This window comes from Sinorhizobium medicae (assembly GCF_007827695.1).
Lineage (GTDB): Bacteria > Pseudomonadota > Alphaproteobacteria > Rhizobiales > Rhizobiaceae > Sinorhizobium > Sinorhizobium medicae.
Genome location: NZ_VITA01000011.1, coordinates 124,771 through 146,927, shown reverse-complemented (window position 1 = coordinate 146,927; position 22,157 = coordinate 124,771). Strand labels below are relative to the sequence as shown.

General features: G+C 62.2%; 16 protein-coding genes. 7 read left to right on the top strand and 9 right to left on the bottom strand.

The features are described from left to right. Window positions 1–111: 111 nt before the first annotated feature. On the bottom strand, window positions 112–6,270 hold the full coding sequence (locus FB009_RS19515) for an apolipoprotein A-IV repeat region-like domain-containing protein (protein ID WP_145161906.1): 6,159 nt from the start codon (window positions 6,268–6,270) through the stop codon (window positions 112–114). A gap of 502 nt (window positions 6,271–6,772) precedes the next feature. On the opposite strand from FB009_RS19515, the gene FB009_RS19510 reads away from it, so the two are divergent. Together FB009_RS19510 and FB009_RS19505 are read left to right on the top strand one after the other, a co-directional pair. After that, complete coding sequence (locus FB009_RS19510; RefSeq protein ID WP_011975687.1) at window positions 6,773–7,141, top strand: Hpt domain-containing protein; 369 nt, start codon at window positions 6,773–6,775, stop codon at window positions 7,139–7,141. Between the two features lie 289 nt (window positions 7,142–7,430). Continuing rightward, window positions 7,431–7,751: a 2Fe-2S iron-sulfur cluster-binding protein gene (locus FB009_RS19505; protein ID WP_011975686.1), complete on the top strand. Its 321-nt coding sequence runs from the start codon at window positions 7,431–7,433 to the stop codon at window positions 7,749–7,751. Between the two features lie 536 nt (window positions 7,752–8,287). Here the strand turns inward: FB009_RS19505 and FB009_RS19500 are convergent. Next, window positions 8,288–8,923, bottom strand: a complete 636-nt coding sequence (locus FB009_RS19500) for a DUF922 domain-containing Zn-dependent protease (protein ID WP_024311444.1) — start codon at window positions 8,921–8,923, stop codon at window positions 8,288–8,290. Window positions 8,924–9,110: 187 nt separating this feature from the next. On the opposite strand from FB009_RS19500, the gene folP reads away from it, so the two are divergent. The 3 genes from folP to folK are packed head-to-tail and all read left to right on the top strand — an operon-like array spanning window position 9,111 to window position 10,859. Beyond that, window positions 9,111–9,980 carry a dihydropteroate synthase gene (gene folP, locus FB009_RS19495; RefSeq protein WP_011975684.1) on the top strand — a complete coding sequence of 290 codons (870 nt, stop codon included), beginning with the start codon at window positions 9,111–9,113 and terminating at the stop codon, window positions 9,978–9,980. Then, window positions 9,977–10,348 (top strand): dihydroneopterin aldolase, encoded by a 372-nt coding sequence (gene folB / locus FB009_RS19490; RefSeq protein ID WP_011975683.1) that lies wholly within the window; start codon window positions 9,977–9,979, stop codon window positions 10,346–10,348. Before folP ends, folB begins: the two co-directional genes overlap by 4 nt. Further along, complete coding sequence (folK, locus tag FB009_RS19485) at window positions 10,335–10,859, top strand: 2-amino-4-hydroxy-6-hydroxymethyldihydropteridine diphosphokinase (protein ID WP_011975682.1); 525 nt, start codon at window positions 10,335–10,337, stop codon at window positions 10,857–10,859. Before folB ends, folK begins: the two co-directional genes overlap by 14 nt. 49 nt (window positions 10,860–10,908) lie before the next feature. On the opposite strand, the gene FB009_RS19480 is transcribed toward folK, so the two are convergent. The 4 genes from FB009_RS19480 to FB009_RS19465 all read right to left on the bottom strand — a co-directional run bounded on the left by FB009_RS19480 (window position 10,909) and on the right by FB009_RS19465 (window position 14,867). After that, the gene (locus FB009_RS19480) at window positions 10,909–11,460 is read right to left on the bottom strand and encodes a hypothetical protein (protein ID WP_011975681.1); all 552 of its coding nucleotides are present in this window, start codon (window positions 11,458–11,460) and stop codon (window positions 10,909–10,911) included. A 119-nt stretch (window positions 11,461–11,579) separates the two neighbouring features. After that, the gene (locus FB009_RS19475) at window positions 11,580–12,665 is read right to left on the bottom strand and encodes a YcjF family protein (protein WP_011975680.1); all 1,086 of its coding nucleotides are present in this window, start codon (window positions 12,663–12,665) and stop codon (window positions 11,580–11,582) included. Continuing rightward, window positions 12,662–14,161 carry a YcjX family GTP-binding protein gene (locus FB009_RS19470; RefSeq protein ID WP_102045584.1) on the bottom strand — a complete coding sequence of 500 codons (1,500 nt, stop codon included), beginning with the start codon at window positions 14,159–14,161 and terminating at the stop codon, window positions 12,662–12,664. The genes FB009_RS19475 and FB009_RS19470 overlap by 4 nt, the downstream gene beginning before the upstream one ends. Before the next feature lie 166 nt (window positions 14,162–14,327). Further along, on the bottom strand, window positions 14,328–14,867 hold the full coding sequence (locus FB009_RS19465) for a SixA phosphatase family protein (RefSeq protein ID WP_011975678.1): 540 nt from the start codon (window positions 14,865–14,867) through the stop codon (window positions 14,328–14,330). Window positions 14,868–15,272: 405 nt separating this feature from the next. Here FB009_RS19465 and dksA point away from each other — a divergent pair, with 405 nt between their 5' ends. Further along, window positions 15,273–15,692 (top strand): RNA polymerase-binding protein DksA, encoded by a 420-nt coding sequence (gene dksA, locus FB009_RS19460; RefSeq protein ID WP_003532995.1) that lies wholly within the window; start codon window positions 15,273–15,275, stop codon window positions 15,690–15,692. A gap of 127 nt (window positions 15,693–15,819) precedes the next feature. Here the strand turns inward: dksA and FB009_RS19455 are convergent, their stop codons facing one another. Then, window positions 15,820–16,812 carry a flagellar biosynthetic protein FliO gene (locus tag FB009_RS19455; RefSeq protein WP_011975677.1) on the bottom strand — a complete coding sequence of 331 codons (993 nt, stop codon included), beginning with the start codon at window positions 16,810–16,812 and terminating at the stop codon, window positions 15,820–15,822. A 364-nt stretch (window positions 16,813–17,176) separates the two neighbouring features. Here FB009_RS19455 and cckA point away from each other — a divergent pair, with 364 nt between their 5' ends. Further along, window positions 17,177–19,795 carry a cell cycle histidine kinase CckA gene (gene cckA, locus FB009_RS19450; RefSeq protein WP_024311448.1) on the top strand — a complete coding sequence of 873 codons (2,619 nt, stop codon included), beginning with the start codon at window positions 17,177–17,179 and terminating at the stop codon, window positions 19,793–19,795. A 91-nt stretch (window positions 19,796–19,886) separates the two neighbouring features. On the opposite strand, the gene FB009_RS19445 is transcribed toward cckA, so the two are convergent. Both FB009_RS19445 and FB009_RS19440 read right to left on the bottom strand, forming a co-directional pair. Next, a complete protein-coding gene (locus FB009_RS19445) occupies window positions 19,887–20,816 on the bottom strand; it encodes a pseudouridine-5'-phosphate glycosidase (RefSeq protein ID WP_011975675.1) in 930 nt (309 codons plus the stop codon). 140 nt (window positions 20,817–20,956) lie between these two features. Continuing rightward, window positions 20,957–21,904 (bottom strand): carbohydrate kinase family protein, encoded by a 948-nt coding sequence (locus tag FB009_RS19440; protein WP_020487358.1) that lies wholly within the window; start codon window positions 21,902–21,904, stop codon window positions 20,957–20,959. Between the last annotated feature and the right edge of the window lie 253 nt (window positions 21,905–22,157).

The following is a 22,157-nucleotide window of genomic DNA, read 5'->3' as shown; positions in this document are numbered from 1 at the left end:
TCCCGCTCTAAGGCAACACTCCGTTTTTGAGATGTCGGTCCGCCCGTTACCAAAACGGCCCCGTCTTGCGACGAGGCCGTTCAGGAGACAGATACCGATTGCTGTCGGGGATTAGCTGAAGCGCCCCGCTGCATGGGCAAGCATGGTGTAGACCTTGCCCGTATCGGACGTCAGATAGGTCTGGGTGATGCGCTTGTCGGGATCGTTGCGGGCGACATCGGCGAGCAGCTTCTCGAAGTCGGCGATGTAACGGTCGACCGCGGTGCGGAATTCCGGTTCGCGATCGTACTTCCGCTTGATCTCGTCGAAGGTCTGCTGCCCCTTCAGCGTATAGAGGCGACGTGTGAAGACGTCGCGTTCGCCACGCTGATAGCGCCGCCAAAGATCGACAGAGGCGTCGTGGTCGATCGCGCGCGCAATGTCTACCGAGAGCGAGTTCAGCGACTCGACGACGTGGCGCGGGTTACGGCTGTCCCCTGCCTTTGCAACCGGCTGGCCGTCCGTGGCCCGCGGCCGTGCAGCTGCAGGCTCTTCCTCGCGGGAAGCGGCGCGTAGGAGATCGCGCATCCAGCCGCCGCCCTCTTCGGCGCGTTCCTCCGTTGCCGGCGGCCGGGCAGGCTGCAGCGGGCGAGTGGCCTGCTCAATGCCCAGACTTCCGCGTAGTGCCGCGTTCGGTGCGGGCTGAGCCGCCGGAGGCTGCGGCGCTGCGGCTTGCGGCGCCGGCCGAACCGGGGCGACAGGCGCCTCCTGCTGGCGCACGGGTTGGGCGATTTCGAGTTGCGAGGACGACTTGCCGATGATCTCGGACAGCTCCTGCAACGCCTTGATCTGCTCGCCGACGGCGCGGCGCATCAGTGCCGCGTTCTCCTTGGCTTCTTCCGGAAGGTCGAAGGCGCCCCGCTTCAGCTCTTCGCGGGTCATATCGAGTTCCTTGCGGATCTCGCCCGCAGAGCGCCGGATGTCGTCGGTAGCGCCATTGAAGCGGCCGATCGCGTCTTCGATCGCCTGGCGGACGGCCTCCCGCAATTGTACCGCGACCCCATCGGACTTCTTGCCGCTCTCGGTCAGCATGCGCTCGACGTCGGAGACGGAGGCTCCGATGCTGCCGCGTAGCCGCGAAGCTGCGTCCTTGGCACGCTCCTCCACGGTGGCGAACGCTCCTTCGAGCGCCTGTCCGGCTTCCTCGCCAGTCTTTGCCACGACCTGCCGCAGAGCCTCGGAGGCGCTGAGTGCACGGCCTTCGACTTGCGACAACGTCTTGTTCGCGTCGGCGAAGGAGGTCTCGACCCCGGAGCGCAGCCTGTCGGCGATCTGCCGTGAGCGTTCCTCCGCTTGCGTGAAGACGCCCTCGACCGAAGCGGCGGCTTCATCGCTTGCCTTGACAAGCGTGTCGCGAAGCGCTTCGGCGGCCTCGGTTGCCCGCTGTTCGGTGTTGGAAAGAAGCCGCCCCACATCGGCGAAGGAGGACTGTATGCCGCTGCGCAGATTGCCGGCGACCTGGCCGGAGCGCTCCTCGGCACGCTGGAAGGCCCCATCGACGAAGCCCTCGAGAGCCCGCATGGTCCGCTCGATCTCTTCCGAACGCTGGACGAGACCGACCGAAAGCGTGCGAAGCGCGTCCTGGCGTTCTTCGAGCGTACTGACGAGATTCGACTGAGCGGCTGCCAGAAGGTCGGATGCCTGTCCGAGAACCTTCGAATGATCTTCGAAGCGGCCGACGATGCCGCCGATCTGCGATAGCGTCGAGGAGGAAATGTCCGACAGCTTGTCGACCTTGCCTTCGATCAGGCGGGTCGAGGTGGAAAGCATGTCAGAGGCTTGGCGTGCCGTCTCCGAAACCTTCGCGGCTGTCGCCTCGAGGCGCTGATCCATATCGCCGAGATTGCCGCTCGCCTGGTCGATCACCGACGCGATCGCCGAATTGCTTGACGCAAGCTGGTCGATCAGACCCATGGCGGTCGACTGCAGCCGGTTCTCGACCATCTTCATAGCCTTGGCGGTCTCTTCCGCACGCATCGAGATGGCATCGAGCGTCTCGCCGGTACGCTCGGTGATGGCGTTGATGAGCGCGGCGTTTTCGGCACGCAAGCGGTCGGCGCTTTCCTGGGTGAGGGTGGCAATACGCTCGGCGGCCTCCTTGCCGGTAGCAGCGTATTGTTCGATGACGGGGCGAGCCTGTTCGTCGAGGAGGCGCGAAAGTTCGATCGAGCGCCCGGCGAGCATCGAATTGAGCTCGCGGGTGCTTTCGTCCAGCGTGCTGCGGATGGACTGGCCGCGCGCATCCAGGGATTTCTCCGCTTCGGTCAGGCTCTGCTGGATGCTCTTGGCATGGCTTGCGATCTGACTGTTCGTAGAGGCGAGACGGGCGGTCGCGGTTTCCGCTGCTTCGGTGACCGAACGGGCGATCTCAGCATGGCGCGCGGCCGTTACAGAAGCGGTTTGCTCGATCGATGATGCAAATTCGGCGTTGCTCGCGGCGAGCGCGCCGGCAAAGTCAGCCCCCGCTTTGGACAGCAGCCCGGCCGAACGCGCGGCTTCCGCATCGATCTCCTGAGTGGCGTCGCTGACGGCGCCGCGCAAGCTTGTGACGAGCGCGGCAGCCTTCCCTTCGATCGTGCGGTTGACGTTTTCCAACCCGATATTGAGCGCGCGATCCATCGTGCCGAGACGTTCTTCTATCCGGCCTGCGCCGGCCTCGATCGCCGTCGATATCCGCGTTGCCGCAGTTTCGCTGATCCTGTCGATCTCGCCCGCGCGTTCACCGAGACTTTCGGCGATCCGCTGGCCGGCATTGTCGACAATGGCATTGACGCTGCCGACGCTGTCGCGAATGCGCTCTTCAAGGGAGCCGAGGCTCGTCTCGATGCGGGCGCCGGTGTCGCCGAGCACCGCATCGACGTCGCCGACGCTGGAGCGAATACGCTCCTCGAGCGATCCGAGGCTTGTCTCGATCCGCGCGCCGGTCTCGTCAAGCCGGCTGTTCACGCCGCTGATCGAAATGTCGACCCGATTGGTGAGGGAGTCGGCCGCGAGACTGATCTGATCTGCTGTCTCGGCAAGTCGCTCCGCTATCTCGCCCGTCGTCGAGCGCATCCGGGAGTCGAGCGCTTCGGCGCTGCGATCGATCGCTCCGGCGATCGATGCCTGGCGCACCTCGAGCGACATTTCAAGCATGCTGGCGCTGGTCGCCAGAGTGGTGGCCATTGCAACTGATTGATCGGACAGGATTTCTTCCAAACGCTCGCGGCCCTGGCCGACTGAAAGGTCAATCGCACTGATCCGGTCGTCAAGAGTCGTGCGCAATTGCTCATGCGTGCTCGCCAATGCATCGCGCAACTGCGCGGTCTTGCCGGAGAGCGTCTGATCGATCTCGTTGGCCTTGCCGGCAAGCGCTGCTGTCGCTTCCGATGCGCGGGCGGCGAGCGCCTCGGTGCCGCGCTCGATCGCCCCGGCGATTGCGGCCTGACGCTCCTCGATCGACATTTCAAGCATGCTGGCACTGGTCGCAAGCGTCGTCGCCATCGCCATCGACTGGTCGGAGAGCAGTTCTTCGAGCTGCTCGCGGCCTTGTCCGACTGAAACGTTGATCGCCCTGATCCGGTCGTCGAGCGTCGAGCGGATCTGGTCGTGTGTCGTCGTCAGCGTATCGCGCAGGTGTTCGGCCCTGCCGGTCAGCGTCTGTTCGATTTCGGCGGCTTTTCCGGCAAGCGACGCTGTAGCTTCAGACGTGCGGGCGGTAAGCGCCTCCGCGATTTCCGCGCTGGTCCCTGCCAAGGTCTCGGATATCCTTCCGACGCGGCTGCTCAGGTCCTCGGCAATACGGGCGCTGGTATCGGTGAGTGTGCCGGCGATCAGACTGACCCGGCCCCCCAAGTTTTCGGCGACTTCGGAGACACTCTGCGAAAGCTTGTTTTCGATCTCGCCGACGCGGTCGGTCATGGTTTCTGCGACCGCCATGGCGCGGAACGTCAGGCTATCGGCGACATCCTCCGCGTGGCGGCTGAGCGAGTCGGCCATTTCGCTTGCGCGAGCCGACATGGTGGAGTTGATTTGCGTCGCGCGCTCCGCAAGCACTTCGTCCAGTGCCGTGGTCTGAGTGGACAGCACGTCGGTGATCGTTCGGCCGCGCTCGGAGAGGACGCGCTCCAGCCGATCGGCGGTGCCGCCGACAGCATTTTCGATGACGCTTGCTCCCGAGGCGAGGGCGCCCGACAGCGCTGCGGTTCGTTCGGAAAGCGTGTTGTCGAGCCGATGCTGGCTTGCGGCGATCGCACTCGTGATCTCGTCCGTGGAGCCGGTAAGGGTTTGTTCGATACGGGCGTGAGCCGACTGCAAGCCATCGATGAAGGCGGACGTGCGGGAGTCGAGCCCATCCGTCAGGCGTTGCTCGCTTGTCGTCAGCGCTTCGGCGAGCGCATCTGCGCGCTTGCCGAAGCCGTTTTCGATGCGGTCCTGTGCTTCGGTCAGGGCTCCCATCAGCGAACCGGTCTTGTCCGATAGGACGCTCTCGATGCGGTTGTGCGCGTTGCCGATCAGGCTGCTGAGTTCGTTGGTGCGGCTGCCGATCGTCTCCTCGATGAAATCTTGTGTCGCACCGAGCGCCGTTGCCAAGGTCAGCGACTGGTCGGAAAGCGCCGAGTTGATCTTTTCCACACTGCTGTCGAGTGCGCCGCCGATAGCCTCCGAGCCGCCGGATACCGTCTCGTTGATACGGTGGAGACTTTCCATGAGCTTCGTGTCGAGCTGGCTGGCGCGCTTGTCGAAGGCGCTTGCAAATTCGTGGAAGCGTTCGTCGAAAGCGGTTGCCAGATGGCCGACCGTGGTCTGCAGCTTCTCCTCGAAGAAGCCGCCGCGCAGATCGAGATCCATGATCGCGTCGTCGGCGCTCGATTTGAGGCTCTGGCGGAAGCTCGCACCCTTTTCATCAAGTGCGGTGTTGAGCGAAGAAAGCACGTCATCGAGGCCGCCGGAGATAGCCTGCTGGCCTATCCTGATGCTCTCATTGAGGTCACGCGTCCGGGCGATCAGTGTTTCGTTGAGCTGACGGGCGCGTTCGTTCAGCGCGGCGTTGAGCTTCTCGGTGTTGGCGTCGAGCGTCGAGGCGCGGGTTTCGAACTGGCTGAGCAGCTGCTCGCCGCGCTGCGTGAGATTTTCGCTGAGTGCGTCCAGGCGCGAGTCGAATTCGCTGCTGAGGGCCACTCCAGCAGTCGTCAGGCCCGAGAGCAGCGCGTCGGTCCGGGTGCTCAGCATCGTGCTCAGGTTTTCGAGCGCATGATCCGATTTGTCCGTAAGTGCTGCGGCGCGGGTGTCTATGAGTGAAGCGAAGGCTTCGCCGGAAACGGCGATGCGCGAGGCAATGTCCTCGCTTGCCGTCTCCAGGTCGTCTTTCAGCTTGGTGTGCGCACCTGCGATTGCCGTTCGGATGCGCTCAGAATGGCCGATGATCGCTTCGCGCTCGAGACCAAGCTCCTGGACGAGCGTGCGGACCCGCAGCTCGTTATCGCTGTAGCTGCGCTCGAGTGCGCTGACTTCCGAATGCACAAGCGCTTCGAGTTCGGTTGCCCGGGCTATGGTGCGCTCTATGCCCTCGTTCATCGCAGAGACTTCGCGGCGCACGGCCTGGCCGACCGTCATGACGCGGTCCGCGGCATTGGTCTCCGGTTCAGCGAGCCGCATCGCGACCTCAGCCATGGAGCGCGCTGCGCTGCGCAGTTCCTGGGCTCGCGCGATCATGATCGCGAAGGAGAAGAAGAGCATGACGGGCAGGGCGATGCCAAGCAGGACGCCAATCACACCGGGCATCGCTGCCAGATCGCCGAGAGAGCGGATCTGCCAGATCTCCGGCGCATAAAGAAGGTGGGCAACACCGAGCGCGGCTGCGGTCCAGATTAAGGACACGAGCGCAGCGACGCGTATCGCCGCACGGCTGGAGCGGACCTCGAGCGAGCGCAGCGTTGCGGCAGGGGACTTGCGCGTGTCGTCGTTGGCGGGCGCCAAGGGGGGCTGCTTCGGCGCCATCTCGCTCGCAAAGCTGCGCGGTGCTTCCGTGCCGCGTGGTTGCGTCTGAGAATCTTGTTGCGGGCGTGCGGCGCGGGCCTCACCGGAGCCGGCAGCCTGCTTCCCGGGCTCGGACGCTTTTGCTTCCGGCTCGCTCGGAGAAACCTCGTCGTTCAATGCCGACTTCAGGTCGTCAAAGTCGATCTTCAAGGCCGCTTCCAGCGCCTCGAACGCCTTTTCGTCGATCGACTCGTTGGTCTTCTTCGTCGCCATACGGATACGCCTCACTACTATTGCCCGATAATGGCCGTCTTTCTGCGCCGCCAGCTGCCCAGCGGAACATCCGAACCAGGGCGGCGATCGCAAGATCTAAGCTTCGTAACAAAGCCAGAGCTTGGCTGATCACCCATTGCATCGCCTCGATGGATAGCCGCAGCCTATGCCCTGCGACACTGTGGGACGCAGCTTATCCACCGGAACAGTTGCCATTTCGATATACAGACCCGTTCCTAATCGTATCGTAGTGACACATTAGCCGGGCTCTTACAATTATGACCGTTCCGCATTCATTAAAATCCTAATGATTTCTTAACAGAATCGCGGTCTTGCGACTGGAAAAGCCAAGGGAATCAGCCGGTTTAATGGCCGTTAACCATGTCCTCAATTTTTCCGCCTCCATTGCGCCGCGTTTTAGGTCAATGGCAGTGCCGCGCGCCGATAATCCTGTCTGAAAACGGTGCGGTTGTTATGCGAAATCAATTGTAGGAACGAGCCCATGGCGGCACTCACAATAGCCTTCGAGTCACCGGAGTACCCGGGAAATTCCATTCCTTCGGGCAGAAGCCCCATCGACCTTGCTCATCTGTTCAAGCAGACGATGGGCGATACGGCCCTCGAGATCGAGGTCCTGAAGCTCTTTGCACGTCAGGCACGCCGGGCGATTGCCGAGATCGCGGAGTGTGATGAGGAGGCCCGCGGTCAGGAAGCCCATCGTTTGAAGGGAGCGGCGCTCGCGGTCGGTGCCGTCGCAGTTGCGGAGGCTGCTGCCGCGATCGAAAAATTGCCTTCCGATGCTTCATTGCAGACCGCTCTCGGTGCCGCCGTTTTGCAGGCGGAACTCTTCATCCTGAAGCTCTGCCGGTAACGCAGCTGCGCGCCGCATCCGATCGAAGCGGCGCGCTTCATCAGTGTCATGCACGTGTCTTGTCCGAGCCGGCCGCGCAATTCTCTTCAAAGGGCGCTACTGCCGACGTCAATGCGATCTGCAAAGTATAGCGGCGACTTGCGGCTATGCGGATGGGCCTCGTCATGTTGACTGGCCGAGCGATTTGTTGGAAGAACGTGCCCTGAATTCAAAGCCGGGGCACCGGCTAACCGAATAAAGCCATGTGCCAGCCGGCCGGCCCTTTTTTCAATTCGTTCCGGAAAGAGAAATGACAAAACTTACGATCGTAGCCTTTGACGGCGCGCGCCACGAACTCGATGTCGAGAATGGGTCCACGGTCATGGAGAATGCAGTTCGCAATTCGGTCCCCGGGATCGAAGCCGAGTGCGGCGGCGCCTGTGCCTGTGCGACCTGTCACGTCTATGTCGACGATGCCTGGGCGGCTCAAGTCGGCGCTCCCGAAGCGATGGAAGAGGATATGCTGGACTTCGCCTATGATGTGCGTCCGACGTCGCGTCTCTCCTGTCAGATCAAGGTGAGCGAAGCTCTGGACGGACTCATAGTCCATGTCCCGGAGCGTCAGGCCTGATCGGTCGGCCCCTCGGACCACGATGCGTTGAGACGCTGCCGCAGCGCGGAAGCCGGGCACAAGTTTCTTCATCCAGATACAGGCGCCCGCGCCGCTGCGGGCAAAAAAAAGCCTCGCCGGTCGATCGACAAGCGAGGCTAGGAGGGCGTATCGCATGCAGATGAGGGAGGGAACATCTGCCGCACCAGGACACGCCAGGAGAACCTGTGCTGCCCCACCTGCCGGTCGTGAAGCCAATATCCGGCAGCGAAGCCAATCTTACGCGGTTGCCGTCAAACGCCAGATCCCGATGACCCGCAATTCTACACCAACCTCATCGAGCAGTTGAACTCTAGTTCCTCCACTCGTTCAATGGCTTCAATATAGCTGAGTCGATTGCTGCCCGCTATCATTAGATTCCGCCAATAAAATACGGTGGGTATTGGGCGTCTTCTTCGAAATCGGAGAATATACCCCACTAATTCTTGGGGGTATTTTATTCGACGGTCCAACGCGGGCGAATTTCGCGCCGGCAAAGACGTGGCCCGCTCGCATGATCAGCGGGCCTTGGCGTTCTTCTTCAGAGTTTCCAGACGGTATTGCAGCAACCTGATCATACGCCGGTCGAAGTTCGCCGCTTCGGTGCGGTCAAAACGCGCCTGATCCTTGTCGTGCCGCTCGACCTCTTCCGCGCTCACTTCCGCGACCCGCGCCTGAATGCGCTCACAACTGTCCTCCGGTTTCAGCGAAAGCAGCGCCTTTTCCATCTTGCGCGCGTGGATGCGCGCAATCTCGGCGTGGCGTTCCTCGTGCCGTTTGATATCACTTGCCAAGGTGTCCCAGACCAGGGCGAGGTCGCGGCCGGCCTGTCGACGATACTTCCAGCGCGGCAGGATGATGCGTGTGCTAAGCGTCACCTTTGCCGATCCGACCGCACAGCGGTCATCGCGGGTGACATAGGTGACCGTTCCGCCGAACTTTATCCGGGTCGCACCCGGATGTCGCGTACCGGTGCTTTTCATCATCGGGCCGGACGACGAAAGCGCCTGGTCGAGCTCTGCTGCCGTGCGCCCCCCGATCGAGAAATAGGAAATTCTCTTGCTGATCAGCGTTTCTCCCGAGGCCTTGCCAATTGGAAGGCCTACGAGCAATGCAATCAGGGCTGCACGCAGCGGGATATGTAATCGAGGCATGGAAGCGCATACTCGCCGATTGAACTTCGTTGAAGCTTGGGGCATAGCCAGAGCCAGTGCAACACAAATCGGCCGTGACTGATGCAGACAGCACGGGAACCACGTCACAACACGTTGCTTTCGAAAGTGATTATTTGCACCACGAACCACCGGCAAATTTGCCGTCGTTCAGCTGCGGACCGGAAAAATGACCTACGATCCATTTCAGACCTTTCGCTGGCAGTTGGCGCATGGACGCGTTCTCGAACTCGGACGGCGTGGCGTTTTGATGGCGGTCATCAATGTTACGCCCGATTCCTTTTCCGACGGCGGCCGCTTCGTAAAAGCCGGTGCCGCCGTCGATGCTGCATTGCGAGCGGTTGAGGCGGGGGCGGAAATTCTCGATATCGGCGGCGAATCCACGCGCCCGGACGCCGAGCCGGTCAGTTCCGGCGAGGAACAGGGCCGCATTCTGCCCGTTATCTCGGCCATCGCGCGGCAATCTCGGGCGGTCATTTCAGTCGATACCTATCGCGCGGAGACCGCGCGGCTCGCCGTAGAGGCCGGCGCCCACATCGTCAATGACGTACATGGATTGCAGCGCGAGCCCGCGATCGCGACTGTGGCGGCGGAGACGGGCGCAGGGCTTTGCATCATGCATACGGGGCGCGCCCGGGAGAAGCTGCCTGACGTGATCCAGGACCAGTTCCATTTTCTCGAACGATCGCTTCAGATCGCCACCGATGCCGGCGTGCGGCGCGACCAGGTCGTGCTCGATCCGGGATTCGGATTTGCGAAAGACACGGATGAGAACCTTGAATTGATGGCCCGCTTCGCAGAGCTGCACCGGTTTCGAATGCCCCTTCTGGTCGGAACCTCGCGCAAGCGTTTCCTCGGCGCGGTGACGGCACAGGAAGCCCAGGACCGAGATGTCGGCACAGCCGCGACGACAGCGCTCCTCAGAACAGCGGGCGCTGCGATTTTTCGGGTACATGATGTCGCAATCAACAGGGATGCGCTAGCCGTGAGCGATGCTATGCTGGCCGCAAAGAACAGCCGACGGGACACCAAGTCATGACCGCGACCTACACGATCACCCTGAAGAACTGCGCGTTCTTTGCCCGTCACGGCGTGCTCGACGAAGAGGAATTTCTCGGGCAGCGCTTCTTCGTCGATGCGGAACTCGAAGTCGAGCAGGGCACGGCGCTGGTCGAGGACTGTATCGACGACACCGTGCATTACGGCATCGCCTTCGCCGAGATCGAGAGAATCGTGACCGGACGAAGACGTTACCTGATAGAGGCGTTGGCGCTCGAGGTCGCCAAGACGCTTTGCGCCCGCTTCCGCCAGGTTCGCAGGGCAAAAGTCTCTATCCGCAAGCCGAACGCGCCGGTCCCGGGCATTCTCGATTACGTGGAAGTTACGGTCGAGCATGTCGCGCAATAGCGAATGGCCACGTGCGATACTTGGTCTCGGCGGCAACGTCGGCGATCCCCGGCGAACAATGGCACACGCATTGCGGACGCTTAACATGCGGCCGGACTGCAGGATTGTCGAAGTCTCGCGGCTCTACCGTACGCCGCCATGGGGCAAAACGGATCAGGATTGGTTCTTCAATGCTTGCGCGGAGGTCGAAACGGCGCTCGAGCCGGAAGCATTGCTTGCGGCTTGCCTCGATATCGAGCGGACGATGAAGCGTGTGAGGAAGGAGCGGTGGGGGCCGCGGACGATCGACATCGACCTTCTGACCTTCGCTGATCTCAGCGTGGAAAGCGCCACGTTGCGATTGCCTCACCCGAGGATGACAGAACGCGGCTTCGTGTTGAAGCCGCTTTCCGACTTCGCGGCAGAGCTGAACGTGGAGGGGCGAACCGTCAGCGAATGGTTAAGCCTGGCTGATGTGACCGGTATCGAGTTGGCAGACGAAAACACCGAGTGGTGGCGCGTGCCGGATTGAAACGTCGTATCGAGCTGAGTCCGGCCGCCAGGTTTGGCGAAAGCAGCGGCTACTCGATCGAGCCGACAGCAATTTTGTCCATCTGCCGGTTGAGGCTTACGCCGATGACCGGGACCATGGTGTCTTCGACCTTTACCGAGATCGTGATGTTCATGGTCTCTTCGTCCTGCAGGCGGGCAATCATCGCGCCATTGAGCTGTTTGCGGTTGATGCCGACGACCACCTTGTCCTTGGCCACCTTGCCGGACACGACATCGAGCCCTTTGCCTTCCGCCCCGTCCAGGAATTTTCCAGTATAACTGTTGCCCTTCCGGACGATCGTCGCCGACATGGGTTGCTTGAACACTCCGACGCGGCAGAAGCCATCCAGCTTCAGGCCGGCCTCGTTGCCCGGAGCCGGCTCACCGGCGAGATCGCAGGTGAATTTGGTACCCTTGTATTTACCGGCAACGATTTCGCCCGGACCTTTCCATTGTCCGGCGACCCTGTCGAAAAATGCCTTGTCGCGGGCGCCGGAGGAGGCGGGCGTCGCAAGGCCCGCAGCGGCGACAAGCGCGACAGCGGCCAAGCCACGAACAATCTGGGAAGGGCGCGAGAGCATAGGCGGTCCTTGATGGGTCAAGCTGCAGAACGTGAAACTATAATGCCGCAAGAATGGTTAACGGATGGTTTCATCCTGACTTATATGCTGGCTGTATCGGCAGCGCGCAGGCCCTCCGTTTAGGCTTTGCCGGTCGCGCTTTCAGTTCGTCCGGCACCCGGCGCCAGGTCTGCCAGGAAGTCGCCTATGCTGGGGCGCTTCAACGCCCGGAACGGCATCGGCCTGCAGAGATCCATCGCCGCAATCCCGATCCGTGCGGTCATCAGCCCGTTGATTACGCCTTCGCCCAGGCGGGCAGAGAGCTTGGAAGCTAGGCCGTGGCCCAAGATCTGCTGGACGAGGCTGTCGCCGACAGCGATCGAACCGGTTACGGCGAGATGTGCGACGACGTCGCGCATCAGGCGCAACAGGCCGAGCGTACCCGGCCGGCCGCCGTAGAGTTCCGCCATGGCCCGGATCATCCGTGCGGACTCGTAAAGCACGTAACCGAGGTCCACGAGCGCGCGCGGGCTAACGGCAGTGACGATCGACACCCGCTTGGCGGCTCCAAGAATGATCCGGCGTGCCTCGCGGTCAAGCGGCGCCAGCAATTCGCGCTCGGTCAGATCAACGAGATGAGGCGCATCGATAATTTCGCCCTCGGTATCCGCCAGGCGGGCGCGGCCCTTTGCTGTCCGGGGATTGCCGGCGAGCAGGTGAACGAGCCTCGCCGTCGCCGCGCGTGCTGCTTGCGCCTTTCCGGCTACGGCCGCCGCGGCTAGATCGGCTTTCAGCGCCTGGACCGCAGTCAACTGCATCATGCCGAAAATTTCGCGCGCGACCACAATCAGGAATGCCGCAGCGCCGATCGCCACGACTGCGACCGCGCCATAGCCAAGCCAGTCGGCGCGTGAGAAGAGATCGCGCACGAGCCGGTCGACCCAAAGCCCGACCGCAAGCGAGATCAGGATGCCGAAAGCGCCCGCGGCGATTTTGCCGAAAGAGAGCCTGCGCCGGGGCGGCCTTGCTTCCGGAGGATTGAGGGCCTCGATGGCCGCTGTCGTTTCGATGAATGGGTCATCGGCGTCGGGCGTCATGACGATCTTGTCGCTAAAGCTTCCTGGCGCGCGCCGAGGTGTCTGTTCCAGCTCACGGCTGGTGGCATCTTCCGTTCCGACGGGAAAGGCAGCGGGCCTGCGTCGACGGCCATTGGAATCGTCATTCATGCGAGTCGATCTCCGAGCAGGAACTGCATGGCCCTGTCGAGCCTGATATGCGGCACCGAAAGTTTCAACCCGCCACGGGTCTCTTCGAGGTGCGGCGGCCGGAAGCGGACGAAGTTCAATTCCGGTACCGCGGGCTCCGTGGCGGAAGCGGCAAGGGCGGATGCGGGGTGTCGATCGACGGCTTCAAAAAGAAGTTCAGGATCTTCCGGCAAGTCACCGGGAAATATGGCCGTTTTCCTTTCCCCGTCGAATGTTTCGCCATTGATCTTCTCGCCGGCGATCGGCGTTCCCACGATAACAGGCAAACGATGCCCGTCGTGATCTACCGTGGCCTCGCGGGTCGCTCTGACCGATGCGAGCGCCATTACCTCAAGTCCCGCGCCGCTCATTCCTATTCGCTCGGCCGCCCGGCTGACGAGGCGCGCGGTGATGCGCTCGAGCCGATCGTGGCTCTCATGATGCAGGTGATCGGCCTTTGTGGCGGCGATCAGCACGCGGTCTATCTTTCGGGTCACGAACGAAGTCGGCCAGGAATTCACGCCCGGCCGGAAACAGGCAAGCACGTCGGCGAGAGCCTGTTCCAGATCCTGCAGCGCCTCCGTGCCGCGATTGACCGCCTGGAGTGCGTCGACAAGCACGATCTGGCGGTCGAGACGAGCGAAGTGCTCGCGGAAGAACGGCTTCACGACATGAGTCTTATAGGCCTCGTAACGCCGCTCCATCATTGCCCGAAGCGAGCCCTTGGGTGCGTGTCCCGCAGGCAGGTCGGGGAGCGGTGAGAAGGTAAGCGCCGGCGATCCTTCGAGATCGCCGGGCATGAGGAACCGGCCCGGCGGCAGAGTCGAGAGGGATCGGTCGTCCTCCTTGCAGGCCTTCAAATAGGCAGTGAACGTTTCCGCGAGCCGGCGGGCACTGCCTTCGTCCGCAGGCGCCGAGGCGCCGAGCGCTGAGGCCAGTCCCAACCATTCGCGCGACAAATCGGCACGCATGCCGGTGCGTGCGCGTTTGACCGTCGCATCGCTGAATTGCCGGAAGTCCTGATTGAGCAGCGGCAGGTCGAGCAGCCATTCGCCCGGATAGTCGACAATGTCGATCGACAGCCGTCCGGGAGAAAACAGGCGGCTCCAGCCGCTGGCGCTCTCGTAGTCGAGCGTGATCCGCAGCTGCGATATGGCTCTGGTCGAATCCGGCCAGGTCCTGTCTCGCACCAGCGCGGCGATGTGGTCTTCATACTGGAAGCGCGGCACCGCGTCGTCGGGTTGCGGTTCGAGCCGGATCTTCGATACACGGCCAGAGCGGACCGGCTCGAAGACCGGCAACCGCCCCCCGTTCAACAGATTGTGGACGAGCGACGAAATGAACACCGTCTTGCCCGCGCGCGACAGACCGGTGACGCCAAGCCTGACCGACGGGTTCACAAGCCCGGCTGCACGGTCGGCGAGGTTGTCGATGGCGATACGTGCGTCGTCTTTGAAACTGGTGAGAATGGGCGCCAAGTTCTTTCGTTCCTCCGGGCAGTGAGTGAGCGCTGGGCTTATTTGCGGACATCCCAATCCAGCCCGGGCAGTCGTGTTGCGCCTCGTGCGATATAGGAAAGATTTCCATCAGCGCAACGACAGAAGCTGAAATGGCGCTTCCTTGCAGCACAGCGTAGGGCAGGGCTTATCCTTTGCCGACTTCCTCAGGCGCGGGAATAAGAAGGTTCGAAAGTGCCGCGGTCCATCCGGTTCCGGCACCCGGCTTCGCCGTGAAATCGATCACCGCCAATGCGGCCGGAGGATATCCGCCCGCGAGGGCAGCTTCGGCCCGTTCCTCACCCAGTACCCGGTGGAAGAGTTCCTCCATCATCGGGTTATGTCCGATCAGCATCAACGAGGACGATCGGCTCGCATTCGCCGCGACCAGGTCAGCGTAGACGCTTGCAGGGCCGGTATAGAGCGGGTCGAGGTATCGGATGTCGATATCTTCGCCAAGCGCGCGATAGAGCGGCTCGGCGGTCTGCCGGCAGCGGACGGCTGTCGAGCAAAGGATCAGGTCCGGCCGGAACCCGTGATCGGCCGCCGATTGTGCGGTGAGTTCGGCCTCCGCAAAGCCGACGTCGTCGAGAGCACGTTCGAAATCACGCTGACCCGGCAGCGCCCAGCCCGATCGGGCGTGGCGAAGAAGCAGAAGTCGGAAGGCCGGGACGACGCTTTCTTGCATGTACGCATCCGGTGTTGGAGATCCCAGGATGGAGGCGTCTGCTGCGTCGACGGCACAAAACACCTCGCGGAAGCCCCTTGTCCCGCCGGTTTGCGTAAAGATCAAGTCGTACCTCGCTGTTTTTTGATCAAGCGCGCTTATTGAACCGGCGCTCGGCGCATACGAGATGCGCCAATCCGAAATGCTGCCGTCGCCACCGCGTTGAGCGGCATGATGCCGGCGATCATCGCGGCGGGCGGTATTTCACCATTCAAGACTTTGCCTGTAATTTCGATGAAATATTAGCCGGTTAGCCTGCGAAACCGGCAGTGTTAAAATGCAGTTAAGCACTGATTACGAGGCTTGAATCAGAGCTTCCATAGGTCTATACACCGCCGCAATGAGATGTTCTTCAGGAGAATCGCGTTGAGTGAGAAGATCGATCTTAGTACCTACGTCCTTTCAGAGGACGAGGATTTTATGAATGCAAACCACCGGGCATACTTTCGTGCGAAGCTGAATGCCTGGAGAAACGACATCCTTCGGGAAGCCCGCGAGACACTGGACCACCTGGCGGAGGAGAGCGCCAATCATCCCGATCTCGCAGACCGCGCCTCATCCGAAACGGACCGGGCGATTGAGTTGCGGGCGCGGGACCGTCAGCGTAAGCTGATCGCCAAGATCGATGCCGCATTGCAGCGGCTCGATGAAGGTACCTACGGATATTGCGAGGAGACCGGAGAGCCCATTGGACTGAAGCGGCTTGACGCTCGGCCCATCGCAACCCTGTCGATCGAGGCGCAAGAGCGTCACGAGCGTCGCGAGAAGGTCTACCGGGACGAATAGCCCGGACATCATGTGATACTGAAACGGCGCGGATCGATCCGCGCCGTTTCCATTTATGTTATGCATTCTGGCCGACTATGCTTCGGCTCTCATCCCGCTCCAACTCATCGTGATCAGGATGCCGCCGTTACAGTTTGCGGCCAGCGGATATATCCGAGAGCATTCTTTCCATCTCTTCCTCGATCGTCGGCTCCTTGCGGCTGTCCTGCAGGGGCGATCCGAGAATCGGTTCCTGGCGACCGGCGGCAGCCGGCCGGATCTCCGGTCGGGGCTGAGCGGTGGGTGCCAGGCGCTGGAGATCGCCGCTTATTTCCGCATCGAGCATGCGCTCGAATTCCGCTGCCGCTTCGGGCTCTGCGCGCCGGGGTGGCAGCGGTAGGTCCGGCATGGCTTTGACCGGCTCAATCGCCGGCCTCACGGGTTCGACCGCGGCAAGCGGAACCGTGCGCTCGTTGCGAGTGGGTGGCTCCAGTGGAAGCGCTTGACCGCGAAGGGCGCCGAAATCAGCGTGCGACGGCTCGACGGCGACGGATAGGGGTGGAATCTGTGGCGCAGGTGAAGGCCTGGAAACTTGCAGCGGCGATGACGGACCCTGGACCGGGGCCTGTGGATCCGGGACCGAGCGGGTGGAAGGTTCGGCGCGCGCGGCAACGCGTGGCGACTCGTTCGTCTGCGCCGATTGCCGAACGGTCTCCACGGCAGCTTCCGCCGGGAGAGGCGTCCGCGTGGGAAGAGGGGAAGAAACGGATTGGGGCCGGGCTTCCGCGATCGGCGCAGGGGCGGCCTTTTCTTCCGGCTTCGATTGGAGATTCGCCGGGCCCGGGCTTTCTTGCTCGGGCGCGATGCGGCTTTCGATCACGATATCCGTCGGGCCGCCGATCATGATCAGGTGCTCGACGTCGTCGCGGCGGACGAGCACCAGGCGGCGGCGCGTATCAACGGCGGCGGCATCGAGCACCGCCAGCCGGGGCTGCCTGTTTTTGCCGCCACGAACGAAAGGAGAAGAAGGCTTGTTGCGAATCAGCCGAAGCACGGCCGCCAGGCACAGGAGACCGATCGCAACCGCTCCGGCGGCGATCATGAACCGGCTGGTATTGTCCCCCAGGATTGTTTCCATCATAGGCTGAACTCCTTACTGCCGCCTCGCATGGCAACATTTGACGGCTTTTTTCGGGCTTGAACAAGCTCCGGCCCGACATTCCCTGTGAATTGACCGCAGCGCTTCCGCCGAGACGCTTTTTGCTGTTATCTCTGATTGTTAAAGATGATTCCAGGTCGACGCGCGAAAGTGCGGAGGGCGGCTACGGGTCTTGCGACACGATGCCTTCGGACCGGGTACCGCATGGTTCCTTAATCGGAAACGGTTTAGGGATAAACTGTGCGGCAATTCAAAGTATTGCAGCTGCCCTCATACATCCACGGGGAGGTACGGCACTGCAAGCGTTCGGGATTGCGTTGCGCGACCCGGCAGCAGGTGAGGACCGATGACGAAATTGCGGCAGGCAGGTGACTACCAGATGCCGGTCGTTGACCGAGGCGTTCGTCCGGGAACCATTCTCAGGATCATCCTGCTGGCGATCGTCCTTACGGCGTCGGCAGCCGCATTCGTCGTCTTCAAGAACCAGCTCGAAAACGAGATCGTCCTCGGCATTCTCGGCGTTCTGGCCATGGTGGGCATATTCTTTCTGGTCTCGTCGGTCATAGGCTTCATCGAGGTGATGCCGCAATCGCGCCCGGACGAGCTGGCCCGCGCCTTCCTCGATGCCCACGAGGACGGGACGATCGTGACCGACCGCAAGGGGCGCATCATCTACGCCAACGCCGCTTACGGTGCTCTGACCGGTACCAAGAGTGCGGCAGGCATTCAGTCACTTGAAACGATCCTGTCGCGCAACAGGGAAGCGACCGAGGCGATCTACCGCCTGACCAACGGTCTGCACGAGGGCAAGCAGGGGCACGAGGAATTCCGCCTGCTAAAGCCTCTGGCGAATGGGAAGATGGCCGGTTCCGGCGCCCATTGGTACCGGCTGAAGGCGCGGGTACTGCCGCTCGAGGACGCCGGCAGCAATCCGCTCTATCTATGGCAGATCGCAGACATCACCGCAGAGCGCGACGAGCAGGAGCGTTTCTTCAAGGAATTGCAGAACGCGATCGACTATCTCGACCACGCGCCGGCGGGGTTCTTCTCTGCCGGGCGAAAGGGTGAGATCTTCTATATCAACGCGACCCTTGCAGATTGGCTCGGGATCGATCTGACCAAATTCCAGCCTGGCTCCGTCAGCATTGCCGAACTCGTCGCGGGCGAGGGGCTGGCGCTCGTACAATCGGTTCAGGCGGAGCCCGGTCTCAAGAAGACCAAGATCCTGGATCTCGATCTGCGGAAGGCCAATGGGCAGAGCCTGCCGGTGCGCCTGGTCCATCGCGTCTCTTCCACGCGGGATGGCGCCCCCGGTGAAAGCCGCACGATCGTAATGTCCCGGGAGGGCGATGATGGCGATCAGTCGGCATCGAATGCCGCCATGCGATTCACCCGCTTTTTCAACAATACGCCCATGGCGATCGCCTCTGTGGATGGAAACGGGCGCATTCTCAGAACCAATGCTCCTTTCATGAAGCTCTTCGCCGGCCTCGTTTCGCAGGACGAGGTCGAGCGCGGTGCCCTGATCGACGCGGTCGTGCACCATTCCGAAAGGGGGCGCCTGCAGGAATCGCTTGCTGCCGCGAAGGACCGGCAGAGCGATATTGCGCCGATCGATGCGCTTCATCCGAAGGATGAGGGGCGCCACTTCCGCTTCTATGTGAATGCGGTCATCGATCAGACGGATCAGGCGCCCGAGGAGGCGGCGATAATTTATGCGCTGGAGATCACCGAGCAGAAGGCGCTCGAGAACCAGATGGCGCAGACGCAGAAGATGAATGCCGTCGGAACCCTTGCCGGAGGCATTGCCCATGATTTCAACAACGTCCTGACCGCCATCCTGCTTTCCGCCGACCACCTGCTGCTATCGGCGCGACCGGCGGATGCCACTTTCGCCGATCTGATGGAGATCAAGCGCAACGCAAACCGGGCCGCCGTTCTCGTGCGGCAATTGCTCGCCTTCTCGCGCAAGCAGACCATGCGGCCGACGGTGCTCAATCTCACCGACGTCATCGGCGACCTCAGAATGCTCGTCGACCGCATGACCGGCACCAATGTCAAGGTGGAGGTGGACTACGGCCGCGATCTCTGGCCGGTGAGGACCGATCTCGGCCAGTTCGAACAGGTGCTCCTGAACCTGGCCGTGAATGCCCGCGATGCGATGCCCGCGGGTGGGATCATCACGCTTCGGACACGCAATCTGCCGGCGGGCGAAGTAGCCGCACTCGGGCGTCGGGAACTGCCCGAGGAAGACTTCGTGATGGTAGAAGTATCTGACGAGGGCACCGGCATCTCACCCGAGATCATGGACAAGATCTTCGAGCCCTTCTTCACCACCAAGGACGTCGGCAAGGGGACCGGGCTCGGATTGTCGATGGTCTACGGCATCGTGAAGCAGTCCGGCGGCTATATTTATCCCGAGTCGGAGATCGGCAGCGGAACCACGTTCCGCATCCTGCTGCCGCGGCATATCGATGTTCCGGAGACACAGGAGGAGCCGAGCTCCGACGGGGCGGCGGCGGAAACGGCCGCGCCTGCCAGGATCGAACCGGTTGCGGTGCCCATGCCTCGGGCAGAGCCTGCCGACCTCACCGGAGATTCCGCCGTCGTGCTGCTGGTCGAAGACGAGGAAGCGGTCCGGCGCGGGGGCAAGAGAATGCTGGAGACGCGCGGCTATACGGTGCACGAAGCTGGGTCGGGCGTCGAGGCGCTGGAGATCATGGAGGAGCTCGCCGGTGCCGTCGATATCGTCGTATCCGACGTGGTAATGCCGGAAATGGACGGGCCGACGCTGCTGCGCGAACTGCGCAAGAAGTATCCCGACCTGAAATTCATCTTCGTCTCCGGCTATGCCGAAGACGCCTTTGCCCGCAATCTGCCTGCCGATGCGAAGTTCGGTTTCCTGCCGAAGCCGTTCTCGCTGAAACAGCTTGCGGTCGCCGTGCGCGAGATGCTCGACAGCTGAAGCCGCCTTTCGCGCCGCCCACGCGCTGAACTGATGCGTGCGAGTGTCCCTCATCCGGCAGGCGGATGAGGTACGATTTCCGCCCCTTGCGTTACTTCATCGCAAGAGCGACAGCGATTTCGGCAGCGAGGCGTGCATTGTTTTCGACCAGCGCAATATTGGTTTCGAGGCTGCGACCGTCCGTCAAGCGGAAGAGGTTGTCGAGCAGGTACGGCGTGACAGCCTTGCCGGTAATTCCTTCGCTTGCCGCGTTGTCGATCGCGCGGGTGATATAGATCTCCATCTCCTCGCGCGGGATTTCGCTTTCTTCGGGCACCGGATTGGCGACAAGCATCCCCCCTTCGATTCCGAGCAGTTCGCGCGTTCGCTGGAAACTGGCGATCGCCGCCGGGCTGTTCAGCATCAGCGGGCTCTTGAGGCCGGATTCGCGCGACCAGAAGGCCGGGAAGTTCTCGCTGTCATAAGTTACGACCGGCACGCCGCGGCTTTCAAGAACCTCGAGCGTTTTGGGAATATCCAGGATGGCCTTGGCACCCGCGCAGACGACGATCACGCCGGTTCGCGCGAGTTCGTCGAGATCCGCCGATATGTCGAAGCTCTGCTCGGCGCCGCGGTGAACGCCGCCAATGCCGCCTGTGGCGAAAACCCTGATGCCGGCGCGGGCGGCGGCGATCATGGTTGCGGCAACTGTCGTGGCGCCTGTACGGCGTTCGGCAATGGCAAAGGCAAGATCGGCGCGTGAAAGCTTCATCGCGCCCTGCGTCGTCGACAGCGCCTCCAGCTCGGCGCCGTCGAGGCCGATATGCAGGACCCCGTGGATGACGGCAATGGTCGCCGGCACGGCGCCCTGTTCACGGATGATCGTCTCGACGCTGCGGGCCATGTCGAGATTGCCGGGATAGGGCATGCCATGCGTGATGATCGTCGATTCCAGGGCCACGATCGGCGCACCGCGTTGCTTGGCAGCCGCGACTTCGTCTGAATAGTCGATCGTCAGGGACGAGGAGGAGGGGTTGGTCATGATCTGTTCCTTCAGTGACGACCTCTTCGAGGCAAGCTCGCGAGAGGTCTGGTCGATTCCGGTGCCCGGGTCACATAATTGTCGGGGTCGATCCACCTCAACTCATGAACGTGACCGGCGCCCAATTCAGCCGCCAAATCTCATGACAGCATTTCCGCTCCCGGCACAAGTTGCAGCACCTGCTCCAGCCTCTCGGCCGACAAATCTTCGGATACGGCAAGGGGGGAATGCAGCGTTATCACCGCTGCTGCGATGCCGTGTCGCAAGCAGGCGCAAATGTCACCGCCTGCGAGGCGGGCGGAGAGAAAACCCGAGGCGAGCGCGTCGCCGGCGCCGGTAACGTCGGCAAGTGCCGGGAGAGCCGGCGGGCGGCCGAGACAGGCGCCCTCGCGATCAAAGGCGACCGCGGCCCGGCTTCCGCGTGTCACAACGCCGCCGGAGAGGCCGGCGGAGCGCAGCAGCAAGGGCCATTCCTCGGCGGTTGCGGGCTCGGCACCGGTTAGCGCTCGTGCTTCGGCCTCATTCATGAACAGGAAATCGAGCCCAGCCAGGCATTCGCGGTAACGGACCACCTTTGCCGGAGATACCGCGATTCCCGCGCGCAACCGCTTATCCGTCCCGGCTGAACCGAGGAGAGACGCCAATGTCTCCGGCGGCAGATTGGCGTCCATCAGCACGAGCTCGCTCGCAGTCGCGATCTCTCGCGTTGCCCGCTGCTGCAGCCGGCGCGGCGTAAACAGAGCATAGAGATCCATGTCCGCGAGCGCGATGACGAGATTGCCGTCATTCTCGAGAATAGCCGTATAACTCGGCGTCTTCCGATCCAGGAAAATGAAGGGGCGGTCGATTACACCCGCAGCTTCCGCCGCGGCTGCCACGATGTCGCCGGCGGCATCGCCGCCACGCGGGCCGATCATGGTCACGCAATGGCCGAGACGCGAGAGATTTCTGGCGGCATTGAAGCCGCCGCCGCCGGCTTCCTCGAACCACGTGCCCGGATTGCTCGCGCCCGGTGCCGTTGAACCGCTGATCCGGCCGCGACGATCGATGTGTGCGCCGCCGAAAACAGCTATATTCCGCGGCGTCATCTGTACTGGCATCTGGTCCTCGAACACGTGCGTAGCAAAGTGCGACGTTGCTCTCTTTCGCGGCATTCCGATCCAACGGTCAAGTCCATGTTTTATGGCTTTGGCCGGATTTGATCCATGGTGAATCGCGAGACGAATCGGGGCGGAGTATAAAAGCCCCCGTGCGTTCACGCTCAACCGGCGAATGCAGTGGATGAGACAGGGTGAACAAGAACCGAACGAAATGAAAGGAACCGAACGTTTTCAATGATTT

Coding starts and splice junctions, on each gene's coding strand:
- FB009_RS19515 (WP_145161906.1), bottom strand. CDS start 6,270: ATGGCGACGAAGAAGACCAACGAGTCGATCGACGAAAAGGCGTTCGAG.
- FB009_RS19510 (WP_011975687.1), top strand. CDS start 6,773: ATGGCGGCACTCACAATAGCCTTCGAGTCACCGGAGTACCCGGGAAAT.
- FB009_RS19505 (WP_011975686.1), top strand. CDS start 7,431: ATGACAAAACTTACGATCGTAGCCTTTGACGGCGCGCGCCACGAACTC.
- FB009_RS19500 (WP_024311444.1), bottom strand. CDS start 8,923: ATGCCTCGATTACATATCCCGCTGCGTGCAGCCCTGATTGCATTGCTC.
- folP (WP_011975684.1), top strand. CDS start 9,111: ATGACCTACGATCCATTTCAGACCTTTCGCTGGCAGTTGGCGCATGGA.
- folB (WP_011975683.1), top strand. CDS start 9,977: ATGACCGCGACCTACACGATCACCCTGAAGAACTGCGCGTTCTTTGCC.
- folK (WP_011975682.1), top strand. CDS start 10,335: ATGTCGCGCAATAGCGAATGGCCACGTGCGATACTTGGTCTCGGCGGC.
- FB009_RS19480 (WP_011975681.1), bottom strand. CDS start 11,460: ATGCTCTCGCGCCCTTCCCAGATTGTTCGTGGCTTGGCCGCTGTCGCG.
- FB009_RS19475 (WP_011975680.1), bottom strand. CDS start 12,665: ATGAATGACGATTCCAATGGCCGTCGACGCAGGCCCGCTGCCTTTCCC.
- FB009_RS19465 (WP_011975678.1), bottom strand. CDS start 14,867: ATGCAAGAAAGCGTCGTCCCGGCCTTCCGACTTCTGCTTCTTCGCCAC.
- FB009_RS19455 (WP_011975677.1), bottom strand. CDS start 16,812: ATGATGGAAACAATCCTGGGGGACAATACCAGCCGGTTCATGATCGCC.
- cckA (WP_024311448.1), top strand. CDS start 17,177: ATGACGAAATTGCGGCAGGCAGGTGACTACCAGATGCCGGTCGTTGAC.
- FB009_RS19445 (WP_011975675.1), bottom strand. CDS start 20,816: ATGACCAACCCCTCCTCCTCGTCCCTGACGATCGACTATTCAGACGAA.
- FB009_RS19440 (WP_020487358.1), bottom strand. CDS start 21,904: ATGACGCCGCGGAATATAGCTGTTTTCGGCGGCGCACACATCGATCGT.